The organism is Sanguibacter sp. Leaf3 (assembly GCF_001425965.1).
Classification (GTDB): domain Bacteria; phylum Actinomycetota; class Actinomycetes; order Actinomycetales; family Cellulomonadaceae; genus Sanguibacter; species Sanguibacter inulinus.
In genome coordinates this window covers 634133-647350 of record NZ_LMRH01000001.1, presented here as the reverse complement: position 1 = coordinate 647350, position 13218 = coordinate 634133, and the positions used below count along the sequence as shown (strand labels likewise).

10 protein-coding genes and 1 tRNA gene are annotated in these 13218 nt (G+C 71.9%); 4 read left to right on the top strand and 7 right to left on the bottom strand.

Features of this window, described 5'->3' with window-relative positions:
* Positions 1-40 precede the first annotated feature (40 nt).
* Entirely contained in the window at positions 41-2167 is a 2127-nt protein-coding gene (locus ASG53_RS02770) for an alpha-galactosidase (protein ID WP_056128172.1), read from the bottom strand.
* Positions 2168-2534: 367 nt separating this feature from the next.
* On the opposite strand from ASG53_RS02770, the gene ASG53_RS02760 reads away from it, so the two are divergent.
* Complete coding sequence (locus tag ASG53_RS02760) at positions 2535-3677, top strand: ROK family transcriptional regulator (protein ID WP_056128167.1); 1143 nt, start codon at positions 2535-2537, stop codon at positions 3675-3677.
* Positions 3678-4105: 428 nt separating this feature from the next.
* Here the strand turns inward: ASG53_RS02760 and groL are convergent, their stop codons facing one another.
* Positions 4106-5740, bottom strand: a complete 1635-nt coding sequence (gene groL / locus ASG53_RS02755; RefSeq protein WP_056128164.1) for a chaperonin GroEL — start codon at positions 5738-5740, stop codon at positions 4106-4108.
* Positions 5741-6032: 292 nt separating this feature from the next.
* Between groL and ASG53_RS02750 the strand changes: the two genes are divergently transcribed.
* The gene (locus ASG53_RS02750; RefSeq protein ID WP_156382640.1) at positions 6033-7424 is read left to right on the top strand and encodes a glycoside hydrolase family 15; all 1392 of its coding nucleotides are present in this window, start codon (positions 6033-6035) and stop codon (positions 7422-7424) included.
* A gap of 199 nt (positions 7425-7623) precedes the next feature.
* On the opposite strand, the gene ASG53_RS02745 is transcribed toward ASG53_RS02750, so the two are convergent.
* From ASG53_RS02745 to ASG53_RS02735, 3 genes are read right to left on the bottom strand one after another with little or no spacing between them, the layout of a single operon-like run.
* The gene (locus tag ASG53_RS02745; RefSeq protein WP_056128159.1) at positions 7624-9111 is read right to left on the bottom strand and encodes a phytoene desaturase family protein; all 1488 of its coding nucleotides are present in this window, start codon (positions 9109-9111) and stop codon (positions 7624-7626) included.
* 4 nt (positions 9112-9115) lie between these two features.
* On the bottom strand, positions 9116-9766 hold the full coding sequence (locus ASG53_RS02740; protein WP_056128156.1) for a LytR C-terminal domain-containing protein: 651 nt from the start codon (positions 9764-9766) through the stop codon (positions 9116-9118).
* A 58-nt stretch (positions 9767-9824) separates the two neighbouring features.
* A complete protein-coding gene (locus ASG53_RS02735) occupies positions 9825-10136 on the bottom strand; it encodes a DUF3263 domain-containing protein (protein ID WP_056128152.1) in 312 nt (103 codons plus the stop codon).
* Between the two features lie 227 nt (positions 10137-10363).
* Here ASG53_RS02735 and ASG53_RS02730 point away from each other — a divergent pair, with 227 nt between their 5' ends.
* Together ASG53_RS02730 and ASG53_RS02725 are read left to right on the top strand one after the other, a co-directional pair.
* On the top strand, positions 10364-11089 hold the full coding sequence (locus tag ASG53_RS02730) for a uracil-DNA glycosylase (RefSeq protein ID WP_056128148.1): 726 nt from the start codon (positions 10364-10366) through the stop codon (positions 11087-11089).
* A 57-nt stretch (positions 11090-11146) separates the two neighbouring features.
* Positions 11147-12007, top strand: coding sequence for an SGNH/GDSL hydrolase family protein (locus ASG53_RS02725; protein WP_082543734.1), 861 nt, complete (start codon positions 11147-11149; stop codon positions 12005-12007).
* Between the two features lie 68 nt (positions 12008-12075).
* Here the strand turns inward: ASG53_RS02725 and ASG53_RS02720 are convergent, their stop codons facing one another.
* Together ASG53_RS02720 and ASG53_RS02715 are read right to left on the bottom strand one after the other, a co-directional pair.
* Positions 12076-12906 carry a DsbA family protein gene (locus ASG53_RS02720; protein WP_056128145.1) on the bottom strand — a complete coding sequence of 277 codons (831 nt, stop codon included), beginning with the start codon at positions 12904-12906 and terminating at the stop codon, positions 12076-12078.
* A 191-nt stretch (positions 12907-13097) separates the two neighbouring features.
* Positions 13098-13170 (bottom strand) — tRNA-Thr (locus ASG53_RS02715).
* Positions 13171-13218 lie beyond the last annotated feature (48 nt).

The following is a 13218-nucleotide window of genomic DNA, read 5'->3' as shown; positions in this document are numbered from 1 at the left end:
GCGCCTCCTTGCGCGTGCGGCTGATGTGGGGGGGCTGACCTCAGCCGATGAGGATCGCCTCGAGGAGCACGAGCTCCTCGGGGAAGAGCACCGGGGCCTGGATCCCTGTCGTGGCGAGCGCGCGACCTGTCGTCCGGGTCCCGTCGAGCGCCCAGAGCAGCGGTGACTGCCCTGCTCCGCCGAGCGAGGTGGTCGGGGCGGCGAGCCGCACCCTGTAGCTGGCGTCGGGGTCGAGGCCGGGCAGGTGGACCCGGCCCGCGGGGTAGGTCGAGCTCGTCGCGGTCTGGGTGTAGGCGTAGAGCGCCCGTGACCTGTCCTGGGCGACGACGCCTCGCAGGTCCGCGGTCTCGTCGGGCAGGTCGGCGTTGACGACCCGGCCGGAGTGCAGCAGCTGGCGTGCCTGCTTGTGGGCCTCGACCCAGCGGGCGAGGACCGCGAGCTGCTCGTCGTCGACAGTCGTGAGGTCCCACTCGATCCCGAGGTGGCCGAAGAACGCGACCCCGGCTCGCAGGTCGAGCTCGTGGCTGCGGTGGGTGGAGTGCGACCGCGGTCCGCCGACGTGCGCGCCCAGCAGCTCGGGCGGGACCAGCAGTCCCGTGTACCGCTGGTTGACCAGACGCTCGAGCGGGTCGATGCAGTCGCTCGTCCAGATCCTGTCGGTCCGCTCGAGGATGCCGAGGTCGACCCGTGCGCCGCCCGAGGCGCAGGACTCGATCTCCAGGCCCGGGTGCCGGCTCCGCAGCTCGTCGAGCAGCCTGTACAGGGCGAGGGTGTGCTCGTGGACCGCCGCGTGCCCGGTCCGCGCATCTCCCGCGCTCGACAGCTCACGGTTGTGGTCCCACTTGAGATAGCTGATCGGGTGCTCGACGAGCAGCGCGTCGAGGCTCGCGAGGACGTGGGCGTAGGCCCCGGGGTCCGCGAGGTTGAGCACGTGCTGCTGACGACCTTCGACGGGCAGACGTCCCCCGGGCTGGAGGACCCACTCCGGGTGGGCGCGCGCGAGGTCCGAGTCGGGGTTGACCATCTCCGGCTCGACCCACAGACCGAACTCCATGCCGAGACCACGGACGGCGTCCACGAGAGGCGCGAGACCCTGCGGCCAGACCACAGGGTCGACAGTCCAGTCGCCGAGCCCCGCGGTGTCGTCCCGGCGTCCGAGGAACCAGCCGTCGTCCAGCACGAAGCGCTCGACGCCGACAGCAGCAGCGCGCTCGGCCAACGCCAGGAGCGTCGGGAGGTCGTGGTCGAAGTAGACCGCCTCCCACGTGTTGAGCGTGACCGGGCGAGGTCGCGCAGGGTGCGTGGCCCGTGCCCGCAGCTCGGTGTGGAAGCGTGCGGCCAGGTCGTCGAGACCGTCCCCCCACGACCCGAGGACCCACGGCGTGCTGTAGGTCGCGCCCGGGGCGAGGTCGATCTCCCCGGCCGCGAGGAGCTCGCTCCCCTGGAGCGACGCCTCTGCGGTGATCGTCCGTTCGGCCGCCAGCCTGTGGTTGCCGCTCCACGCCACGTGCACGGCGTGCACCCGACCGCGCTCGAAGCCGAACCCGCTCGTCCCCGCGGCGAGCAGGAGCGAGGCGTCTGCACCCGGGCGTCCCTTACGGCTCTCCCGCAGGTGCGTGCCGACGGTGAAGGCTCGACGCTGCGGTGTGCGCTCGCGGAGGTGGCGTCCAGTGGTGTCCAGGATCTCGGTGGCCTGCGCAGGGACGGGGAAGGTCGCGGCGAGGGACAGCACCGAGTAGTCGTCGTCGCCGGTGTTGGTGAGCGAGAGGCGCTGCCGGACGAGGCCGGCCCGGGTGACCTCGAGCTCGACCACGAGCCGCAGCCCGCCGTAGCCGTCCTCGGCGGTGATGGTGGCGGTCGTCTGGTCGGCGTCGATCCCGAGGAGCTCGAAGGACGGAGAGAAGACCCTGCCGTCGCGGTGCCCCTCGAGACCGGGTGTGCCCAGCCAGCCGTCAGCGTCGAGCGGGAGGAGGGTCAGGCGCGCCGGGACGTCGAGGCCGCCCGACACGCGCTGCGGGACGGCGGCGAGGGCGAGCCCGTCGAGGTCGGCCTGGTCGAGGTCCCCGAGGTCGTCGCCCCAGTGGACGATCGTCGGGAGACCCGGGGTGGTCGGGTCGACGACGAGGCTGGTGCCGCCGTCGCGGAGCTGGAAGATGCGTCGCTGCATGGGTTATTTTCTAGACGAAAGCAATTGGCCTGTCAAGGGCTGGTTCGATCCGTCCAGATCCGCGGCACCTCCGACATACCTCTGAGATCCAGTCAACGGGCCTCGCCGGGTTGGTACGATGATGGAACTTATTCGTCGGCGGATCGCGATCCCCGCGACACGACAGGTAGGTTGACGGTCGGACCGGCGGAGCAGCACGTCTTCACGCAGGGCCCCGTCGGACCCTGCGCGGTCAGAGCCTCGGTCGGACGGCGCTCAGACTGACGGTGCCGATCAGGCCGAGGCAGCTCGGCCAGCGCGGGTCCACGGCTGCGCGCGCCGTCTCGCTCGACCCCGAAGACCGCCACGACGACGAGGAGGAGCACAGATGAGCGAGGCAGGACCGCCGCCCGCCCCCATCACCGACTCCGGGCGCGACCTCGCGCGCGAGGTGCTCGTCCACGGACCCATCAGCCGGACCGAGCTCTCCCGCAGGCTCGGCCTGTCCCCCGCGAGCCTGACCCGGCTCTCCAAGACCTTCCTCGACAGCGGGATCCTCGTCGAAGGCCCCGAGGTGTCCGACGGTGCTGTCGGCCGACCGGTCAAGCCGCTCGACGTCAAGGTCGACGCCCGCCGCTTCGTCGGGATCAAGCTGACAGGCGAGGACGCCCTCGGCGTGAGCACAGACCTTCGCGCGACCCAGACCGGGTCCGCCTCGTCGCGCCTCGCCTCGACCTCGCTCGACGACGTCCTCGACGCCGTCGATGCAGTCGTCCAGGCGCTCGGCGGACCGGCCGCCTTCGACGGCATCGGGATCAGCCTCGGCGGCAACGTCTCCGACGGCGTGGTCGACCGCGCGCCGTTCCTCGGGTGGCGCGGTGTCGACCTCCGCAGCGCTGTCTCCGAGCGCCTGGGGATCCCGTCGACCATCGAGAACGACGTCGTCGCCCTGACCGCCGCCGAGCACTGGTTCGGAGCCGGGCGAGGCTCGACAGACTTCGCGGTGCTCACCATCGGCGCCGGGGTCGGCTACGGGCTCGTCGTCAACGACCACGTGGTGCGCACAGCCGACGTGGGCTTCGGCCTGCTGGGGCACTTCCCCCTCGACCCGTCGGGACCGCTCTGCATGGACGGCCACCGCGGCTGCTCGACAGCCATGCTCACCACGGGGAGCATCTGCGCCCAGGTCTCGGTGGCCCTCGGACACGCCGTCACCTACGACGAGGTCCTCGAGATGGCCGCCGCGCACCACCCCGTGGCGCGGGCCGTGACCGAGTCCGCCGTGCGGTCGCTCGGCCGGCTGCTGGCCGCCATCACCAACATCGCGCTCGTGAGCACCGTCGTGCTGGCGGGCGAAGGAGTCGGCCTGGTCGAGAGCCTCGGCGCGGAGCTCGACGCCGCCATCGCTGCGGACCGCGACCCCGACGGCAGCCCCGTCAGCCTCGTCGTCGACGACAGCGGCTTCGTCCCCTGGGCCCGTGGCGCCGCAGCCGTCGCCATCCAGAGCAGCTTCGGCGTCCTCGGCACCTGACAGCCCCGTGCACGTCGTCGCACCTCGGTGCACGACGTCGCACCCCTGTCCCGAGGCCCTACCCCCGTGCGTGACGTCGCCCCCCTGCGCCGAGGTCGCACCTCGTGCGCCGAGGTCGTACGGACACGCCGGTCCGGCTCCCAGAAGCCCGAATCTGGCGTGTCCGTACGACTTCGCGGGCAACCGTACGACCTGACGGGCAACCGTACGACCTCGTGCGGAGCGGGGCGGGGTGGGGCGGTGCGCGGGGTCGGGCAGGGCGCGGGGCGGGCGGGGTGGTGCGGTCGTGCGGCGAGGGGCAGGGTGGTGCGAGTCGCGGGGTAGGTGACCACCAGCGGGTACGCCGACGGGCGGACCCCTCCGGACGTGTCCCGGTGGAGCCCGCCCGTCGGCGGTGCAGTGCTCGGGCTAGGCCCGGGCGGGCTGGATCAGAAGTCCATGCCGCCCATGCCGCCGTCGCCGCCCGGCATGGCCGGAGCCTTCTCGGGCTTGTCCGCGACGACTGCCTCGGTGGTGAGGAACAGCGCAGCGATCGAGGCGGCGTTCTGCAGAGCAGAGCGGGTCACCTTGACCGGGTCGTTCACACCAGCCGCGAGCAGGTCCTCGTACACGCCTGTCGCGGCGTTGAGGCCCTGGCCGGAGGGGAGGTTGCGGACCTTCTCGGCCACGACCCCACCCTCGAGGCCTGCGTTGATCGCGATCTGCTTGAGCGGAGCGTCGATCGAGGCGCGGACGATGTTCGCACCCGTCGCCTCGTCACCCTCGAGGTCGAGGAGACCGGCGGTCTCGAAGGCGACCTTGCCAGCCTGGATGAGAGCGACGCCACCACCGGCGACGATGCCCTCTTCGACGGCTGCCTTCGCGTTGCGGACAGCGTCCTCGATGCGGTGCTTGCGCTCCTTGAGCTCGACCTCCGTGGCGGCACCGGCCTTGATGACCGCGACACCTCCGGCGAGCTTCGCGAGGCGCTCCTGGAGCTTCTCGCGGTCGTAGTCGGAGTCCGACTTCTCGATCTCGGAACGGATCTGCTTGACGCGACCGGCGATCTGGTCGACGTCGCCGGAGCCCTCGACGATGGTCGTCTCGTCCTTCGTGACGACGACCTTGCGGGCCTGGCCGAGCAGGTCGAGCGTGGCGGTCTCGAGCTTGAGGCCGACAGTCTCGGAGATGACCTGACCACCGGTGAGGATCGCGATGTCCTGGAGGATGGCCTTGCGGCGGTCGCCGAAGCCCGGAGCCTTGACGGCGACGGACTTGAAGGTGCCACGGATCTTGTTGAGCACGAGGGTCGCAAGAGCCTCGCCCTCGACGTCCTCGGCGATGATGAGCAGCGAGCGACCGGCCTTCATGACCTGGTCGAGCAGCGGCAGGAGGTCCTTGACGTTCGAGATCTTCGACTCGACGATCAGGACGTACGGGTCTTCGAGGACAGCTTCCTGGCGCTCTGCGTCAGTCTCGAAGTAGCGGGCGAGGAAGCCCTTGTCGAAGCGCATGCCCTCGGTGAGCTCGAGCTCGAGGCCGAAGGTGTTCGACTCCTCGACGGTGATGACACCTTCCTTGCCGACCTTGTCGAGCGCCTCGGCGATGAGCTCGCCGATCGCGGGGTCGCCGGCCGAGATCGCAGCGGTGGCCGCGATCTCTTCCTTGGTCTCGATGTCCTTGGCGTCGACGAGCAGCTGCGCGATGACAGCCTCGACGGCCTTCTCGATGCCGCGCTTGAGAGCGATCGGGTTCGAGCCGGCAGCCACGTTGCGCAGGCCCTCGCGCACGAGCGCCTGGGCGAGCACGGTGGCGGTCGTGGTTCCGTCGCCGGCGACGTCGTCGGTCTTCTTGGCGACCTCCTTGACGAGCTCAGCACCGATGCGCTCGAACGGGTCCTCGAGGTCGATCTCCTTGGCGATGCTCACACCATCGTTCGTGATGGTGGGCGCGCCCCACTTCTTGTCGAGGACGACGTTGCGACCCTTGGGGCCGAGCGTGACCTTCACGGTGTCGGCGAGGACGTTGAGTCCACGCTCCATGCCGCGACGGGCCTCCTCGTTGAAGGCAATGATCTTTGCCATTGGGGTGTGATCCTCCGCTGGTGGCGTGTGGTGGTCGGACGATGCCCGCGACGGACGGCCTCGGACCGCGGCGTTCATGTCACGCCGTAGCCTCGGGGCCTCATCGAGCGACCGATGCTTCTGTCACTCTCCTAGCGAGAGTGCTAATGCAATTATTGGCACTCTCGACCCGAGAGTGCAAGGGCGGCGGCGCGCCGCGGCGCCCAGGTCGGTACGCCGACGGCGGAACCCGCAGCCGGCACCACCGCGTCGGCACCCGAGCACGCCCAGACGTCCTCGTAGAGTGGACCCGATGCCAGCGACCGACGACGACGCCTCCGCGAGCCCAGCGCACGTCCGTCGCCGGCCGCGCGCCGCGCTGCTCGCGCTCCTGCTCGTCGCAGCGGTCGTCGTCACCGGCACAGGACGGGCCCTCGAGGTCTGGCCCTTCTCCCCGCGGAACGCGACGGTCGCGCTCTCCTCAGCCGGCATCTCGGTGGCCCCCGACGGCACCCGCACCCCGATCCCGCCGGGCTCGGACGTGCAGTTCCTGCCCGGCAGCCGCGTCGCCGTGGCGAGCCCCGGAGCAGCCACGCAGCCCCAGCTGGACGCGGCTCAGGAGTCCCGCGACTGGCTCGCCGCCGGCACCGTCCCGGGCGCCGGGACGGACTTCGAGGACATGGCCGTCGACGCGCTCCTCGACGTCAGGGCGCTGACCCTCGACGACGGCGCCGTCGTGGCCGGGTGGTCGCCGAACTGGCGCTACGCCTGGCCCCGCGACAACGCCTTCGTGGCTGTCGCGCTCGCCCGCACGGGGCACGTCGAGGACGCACTCACTGTCGTCATGTTCCTCCAGCAGGTGCAAGAGGCCGACGGCTCCTTCGAGGCCCGCTACCTGCCCGACGGCTCCGGCCCACCCGACGACCGCGGCATCCAGACCGACGCGACAGGGTGGGCCCTGTGGGCCGCGGCGACGGTGATCGCGGAGATCGAGTCGCCCCAGGACCGCACCAGCGCGGCTCGCGACCTCGAGCCGTTGCTCGAGCGCAGCCTCGCGCACATCCGCGACCTGACCGACGACGGCACCACGCTCCCCCCGCCGTCCCCCGACTACTGGGAGGTCGAGACGTCCAAGCAGACCCTCGGGACCAGCGCGCCCCTGCTCATGGCCCTCGCTGCGTCGCCGCCGGCCCTCGACGCCCTCGGGGACGCCCGAGCGGCACGGGAGGTCGCGACTGTCGCCGAGACCTTCGACGAGGTCGTGCACGACGCGTTCGCGCCCGGCTACGGCCGCTACCTCGGAGGGTCGAGCGTCGACACGGCCGTCGCGTTCCTGCTGCCGCCGTTCTTGCCCGTGACGGCCGACGAGGTCCCCCGCGCTGTCCTGAGCGCCTGGGATGCCGCCCCCATCCGGATGGCCCGCCCCGGAGGCGGGCTCGCGCCCGGCACGAGCTGGAAGCGCGACGGGATCTCGTGGACACCCACGACGAGCGTCTTCGCCCTCGCCTCAGCAGGCTTGGGCGACCAGACCGGGGCCGTGCGCTGGCTGACGTGGCTCGACGACCACCGCACGACGCTCGGCTCGATCCCCGAGAAGGTGCTCTTCGACGGCTCCCCGGCCCAGCTCGCGCCGCTCGCGTGGAGCAGCGCGAACGTGCTGCTCACCCTCGTGCTGCTCGACGAGGCCGAGGCCGGTCGCGGCTGACACGACCAGCAGGGTCGTCGGACAGCCCGACGCAACGCTGCCGGTCGCGGCTGACACGACCAGCAGGGTCGTCGGACAGCCCGATGCAGCGCGGCGACGACGACCCCTCAGACCGCGGACCCGGAGACGGTCGGGACCCGCTCGAACAGGCCCGCGGGGCCCGCACACGCTCAGGCACCGGCCCGCACCACCGAGAGGTTCAGCCTCGCTCGGGCGCGAGGCTCGGCATGGTCCTGGTCCCGAACTCCCGGCGCAGCACCTGACGCGCGGCGAAGTACCCACCCAGCCCGTGCACCCCGGGCCCCGGCGGGGTCGAGGCGGAGCACAGATAGGCACCGGGCGCTCCAGTCGCCCACGGGTCGACGTGCGGGGTCGGCCGGGCGAACATCTGCCACATGGTCACAGACCCGGCCGCGATGTCCCCGCCGACGTAGTTCGCGTCATGCTCGGACATGCGCGACGCGGTGGTGGGGTGGGCAGAGACGACCACGTCACGGAACCCTGGCGCGAAGCGCTCGATCTGCGCGGTGACGGCCTCGGTCGGGTCGACGGTCGATCCTGCCGGCACGTGCGCATAGGTCCACAGGGGCCGCAGCCCGCCGACCTCCCGGCCGGGGTCGAGCACAGCAGGGTCGCTCACGAGCGTCACCGGGTGCTCAGCGTGCCGCCCCGCGGCGACAGCCCGCTCAGCCTCGACCAGCTGAGGTCGTGAACCCCCGAGGTGCACTGTCCCCGCCCGAGACACACCGTCGTTGGCCCACGGCACGGGACCGCTCAGCACGAAGTCGACCTTGGCGGCCGCGTTGCCGTACCTGAACCTGCGCAGCGCGCGCTCGGCCGTCCCCGGCAGCCGCGCGCCGAGGATGTCGGCGGCGGCCCGTGGGGTCGTGTCGAAGACGTAGGCCCGTGCGGACGGCAGGTCGGCCGTCGAGGCGACGCGGACGCCGGTCCGCAGCTCTCCGCCGTGGGCCAGGAGGTCTGCGACGAGCGCAGCGGTGATCGCGCCCGAACCGCCTCGAGGGAGCGGCCAGCCGTGCGAGTGCGCGAGGGTCGCGAGCATGAGCGCCGTCCCGGCAGCAGACAGGGTGGGCAGCGGCGCGATCGCGTGGGCAGCGACCCCCGTGAGCAGCGCCGGGGCGGCCTCACCCCGGAACCGACGGCCCCACAACGGTGTGCCCTGCTCGAGGACGCCGAGGCCGAAGCGCGCCGTCGCGACGAAGCCTGCGACGCTCGAGAGCATCTCGCCCGGGATGCTCCGGCGGTCACCGAGACCGGCAGAGACCACCGCGTCGGCGTGCTCGGAGAGCCGGCCGACAAGAACGAGCCACGCGTCGCTGTCGACCCCGAGGCCAGCGGCGGTCCGAGCGGCGTCACGGTAGGCCAGTCCGGCCTCGCCGCGGTCCAGCGGGTGCGCGAACTGCACCTCGGGCTCGACGAGCTCGACCCCGCGTGCAGCGAGGTCGAACTCGCGGAAGAACGGCGACGCGAGCGCCATCGGGTGCACGGCCGAGCAGGTGTCGTGCAGCAGCCCGGTGCCCGACCCGGGCAGCGCCTGCGTACGAGCGCCGCCCCCGGCCTCGGTCTCCGCCTCGAGGACGAGTACGCCTAGGCCGGCCCGGGCGAGCGTGACCGCGGCGGCGAGGCCGTTCGGCCCCGACCCCACCACGACGACGTCGTACGCGTCCACGGTGCTACCCGGCGAGGATCACGGACAGCGGTCCGCGCAGCTCGGGGACGAGGGTGACCTGGCTGGCCGGGATGCCCAGGAGGTCTGCGACAGCCTGCGCCTCGTCGGCGAGGTCTTCGCTCTGGTACCAGACGACCGAGGCGTTGAGCCTGTCGCCCGTGTAGTTGTCGGCCGAGACGTCGGACCAGCCGGCCCCGGACAGCGTGTCGGCTGCACCGGCGGCAGCGCCCGAGCGGCCCGTCGCGTTGAGCACCCGGACGGCGACGGACGTGTCGGCCACGGGCGCCTCGGGCTCGGCGGGGGTCTCCGGGGCCGCCGCGGGATCTTCAGCGGCCGGGTCTTCGGCAGCCGGATCTTCAGCAGCAGGGTCCTCGGCCGCGGGGTCCTCCGCAGCCGGGTCTTCAGCAGCCGGGTCTTCAGCAGCCGGCTCTTCGGCAGGCGCGCTCGCGCTCGGGCTCGCGCTGCTCTGGTCGAGCGGCGACCCGGGGGTGCGGGACAGCACGTAGACCGCCGCGACGGCGAGCGCCGCGCACAGCACGACGACGACGAGGAAGGGGGCGGTCTTGCTCCAGGCCGACCGCGGGGTCCTGTGGACGCCGGCGGGGAGGCCGAGCCCGTCGGTCCGGTCGAACTCGTCTTCGGGGTACTTGCTCACCGGGCAAGGCTAACGGGTCTGCGGCCCCGAGGCAGGCAGGCGGGTGTGCAGGTCCTGGTCAGACCTGGCTGCGACGCTGCGTGCGCTCGCGCTGACGGGTCGCGCGCATGCGGCGCAGACGCTTGACGAGCATGGGCTCTGCCTCGAGCGCGGCGGGCGAGTCGATGAGCGTGTTGAGCACCTGGTAGTACTGCGTCGCCGAGAGGTCGAACAGCTCTCGGACCGCCTGCTCCTTGGCCCCGGCGTACTTCCACCACTGCTTCTCGAAGTCGAGGACCGCCGCGTCCCGCTCAGAGAGGGCGGGCTCCGACGAGGCGTCGTCAGAGGACGTCGGGGTGTCTTCGTCGATGCTCGGGACTGCTTCGATCATCGTCTGCTCCTCGGTCTCGTCTCGGCCGTGCCTGCTGTCGCGCCTGGGTGCACGCCGTGGATCACCGACGCGGTGCGGGCCGTGGCTCGCAGCACGGCGTCCCCCACGCGACGAGGGCTTCACCGCGTCCGATCGTACGCGCGAATGACACCCGTGTCATTCGTCCTGCGCAGGGCTCCGGCCGCTCCGGCGTGCGCCGACCCGGGCTTGTCTGCGAGGCTCTCCAGATGGCAGACGCACTCTTCTCCCACCCCTCGGCCGACCGCCACCACCTGCTCGACGACGTCGCCCCGGACTGGGCCGAGGCGCTCGCACCCGTCGCCGAGACCATCGACCGTCTCGACGCCGAGCTCCTCGCCGACGCAGCGCCCGGCTCCGTGCTCCCGGCGCGCGACGACGTGCTGCGCGTCTTCCGAGACCCGCTCGCCGCGGTCAAGGTCCTGGTCGTCGGACAAGACCCGTACCCGACCCCCGGGCACCCGATGGGTCTGTCCTTCTCGGTCCAGCCCCACGTGCGCCCGCTCCCCAGGTCCCTCGCCAACATCGTCACCGAGCTCCGGGACGACGTGGGGGTCCCCGCCCCCGCGAACGGCGACCTCTCGGCGTGGTCGGCGCAGGGCGTCATGCTCTGCAACAGGGTGCTCACCGTCGCCGCAGGCGAGGCGGGGTCTCACCGCCGCGCCGGGTGGGAGCAGGTGACAGACCGCGCCATCGAGGCCCTCGTCGAGCGCGGCGGTCCGCTCGTCGCCGTCCTGTGGGGGCGGGACGCCGCGACGCTGCGACCGGCCCTGCGCGACGTCCCGGTGGTCGAGTCCGCCCACCCGAGCCCGTTGTCGGCCCGGCGCGGGTTCTTCGGGTCGAGACCCTTCTCCCGCGTCAACGAGCTGCTGGTGGCCCAGGGAGCCTCGCCTGTCGACTGGTCGCTGCCGTCGGCGGACGACGCACTCTTCTAGAGGCACGACCGGGACCTGGCGGATCCACCTGTCCGGGGCGAGGTACAGAATGGACAGGTGGACCATGACGACACCGCCCCAGCGACCGATGCACCGACCGACCCCTCCGAAGGGACCGTGCACCTGCCTGCGCCGGGTCCCTGGGCGCGCTATGTCGCCGTCGGGGACTCCTTCACCGAGGGCCTCTGGGACGCCGAGCCCGCCGACCCTGCGCAGTGCCGCGGCTGGGCCGACCTCCTGGCGAGGTCGCTCTCGCACAGGCGCATCGACTCTGGCCAGGACCCGTTGCTCTACGCGAACCTCGCGATCCGCGGCAAGCAGATCCGGTCGATCCTGGGCGACCAGCTGCCCGTCGCCCTCGAGATGAAGCCCGACCTGGTCAGCCTCATCGGGGGTGGCAACGACATCTTGCGGCCCTCGGTCGACGTCGACCAGGTCGCCCGCAGCATCGAGGAGGCCGTGGTCCGCATCCGCGAGACCGGGGCGGACGTGCTGCTCGGCACCGGCTTCGACGCCTCGGACAGCCCGCTCGTGGGCATGACCCGTGGCCGCACAGGCATCCTCAACGCGCACCTCTGGTCGATCGCCCAGCGCCACGGCGCGCACGTCCTCGACCTGTGGGGCATGCGGTCGCTCCACGACTGGCGCATGTGGGCCGACGACCGCATCCACCTCACGACCGACGGCCACCGCCGAGTCGCCGAGGCTGCCCTCGTCGGGCTCGGGCAGGCGCCCGACGACGCCGCGTGGGACGACCCGCTCACGCCGCTGCCGCCCGTCCCGCGCATCGAGTGGGTGCGGGAGAACGCGCACTGGCTCCGCGAGCACGTCGGCCCCTGGGCGTCGCGGCGCCTGCGCCGGCGCTCGTCAGGGGACAGCCGCACGGCGAAGTACCCCGAGCTCACGCCCTTCGCCTGAGCACACGGACGAGGACCCCGACCGTGACGGTCGGGGTCCTCGTGGCTCTGCTGCGTGCGAGGGGACGATCAGCCCTTGGCGGCCTGGATCTCGGTCGTGAGGTTGCCCGGGACCGTCCAGTTCGAGGTGACCTGCTCGCCGTTGATGAGGATGGTCGGTGTGCCGAAGCTGCCCTGGTCGTTCTTCAGCGCGGGGTCGCCGAGGGCGACCTGCGTCTTCGCGTCGACGAACTGCTTGAAGGTGAGGTCCGGGATCTTCGCCGCGATGTCGGCCGGGACACCCACGCTCTCCGCGATCGAGACGAGCTGCTCGTCCGAGAGACCCGCGGTGTTCTCGGCGGGCTGCTGGGCGAACAGCGCCTCGCTGAAGTCGAGGGCCTGCTCCGGCGCCTGGTCCGCGATGAAGGCGAAGGCCTGCGCGGAGCGGGTCGAGTACGCGGACCCCTGCGACACGCGGTCGAGGATCGAGATCGCGTGGACGGTCAGCGTGATGTCGCCGGCCTCACGGAGCTGGTCGAGGGCCTCGGAGTTGGTGTCCTCGAACTGACCGCAGATGGGGCACATGTAGTCGAGGTACACGTCCACGTTCACGGCGTCCGGGCCCGAGTCGGTCCCGGCGACGCCGTCGACGCCGAAGGTCACGCCGCCGTTCTCGGTCGCCGTCGCGGGACGCGCGACGTCGGCGGGGATCTCGCTCGCGCCCGTGAAGTCCGGGCCCGCGCTGCGCAGGATCAGCCAGACGATGAGCCCGACGACGACGAGCCCTGCCACGATCGACGACAAGATCGTGATGCGCGTGCGCTTCTCGCGGCGCAGCTGCTCCTGCTGGAGCTTGAGAGCCTGGGCGCGCGCAGCTTCACGGCGGTCTGCCTTGGGCGACTGCGGGGGCTTGGTGACCATGAGTTCGGAACCATTCGTCGGATGAGGGTCGGCGTGAGGAGAGTACGGCGCGATCCTGGACGGACGCTGGACGCGCAGCCTGCTCAGACAGACGCTACCGGACCGGCGCTGCCGTCAGGAGACGTCTGGAGGGGTGGGTCGGGTCGCGTCGTGCGAGGCGAGAGAAGCGTCGGGGTCGCAGCGAGCGACGGAGCCGCCTGTCGGGTTCGAACCGACGACCTTCCGCTTACAAGGCGGATGCTCTACCAGCTGAGCTAAGGCGGCATGCACGGGTGGGTCCGTGCGGTGCGCCACTCTACCTGCTCGGCCTGT

What these genes read in the sequence shown, in the direction of transcription:
- ASG53_RS02720 (WP_056128145.1), bottom strand. Translation starts at nt 12,906, where the DNA reads ATGGTCACCAAGCCCCCGCAGTCGCCCAAGGCAGACCGCCGTGAAGCT.
- ASG53_RS02760 (WP_056128167.1), top strand. Translation starts at nt 2,535, where the DNA reads ATGAGCGAGGCAGGACCGCCGCCCGCCCCCATCACCGACTCCGGGCGC.
- ASG53_RS02730 (WP_056128148.1), top strand. Translation starts at nt 10,364, where the DNA reads ATGGCAGACGCACTCTTCTCCCACCCCTCGGCCGACCGCCACCACCTG.
- ASG53_RS02735 (WP_056128152.1), bottom strand. Translation starts at nt 10,136, where the DNA reads ATGATCGAAGCAGTCCCGAGCATCGACGAAGACACCCCGACGTCCTCT.
- groL (WP_056128164.1), bottom strand. Translation starts at nt 5,740, where the DNA reads ATGGCAAAGATCATTGCCTTCAACGAGGAGGCCCGTCGCGGCATGGAG.
- ASG53_RS02770 (WP_056128172.1), bottom strand. Translation starts at nt 2,167, where the DNA reads ATGCAGCGACGCATCTTCCAGCTCCGCGACGGCGGCACCAGCCTCGTC.
- ASG53_RS02750 (WP_156382640.1), top strand. Translation starts at nt 6,033, where the DNA reads ATGCCAGCGACCGACGACGACGCCTCCGCGAGCCCAGCGCACGTCCGT.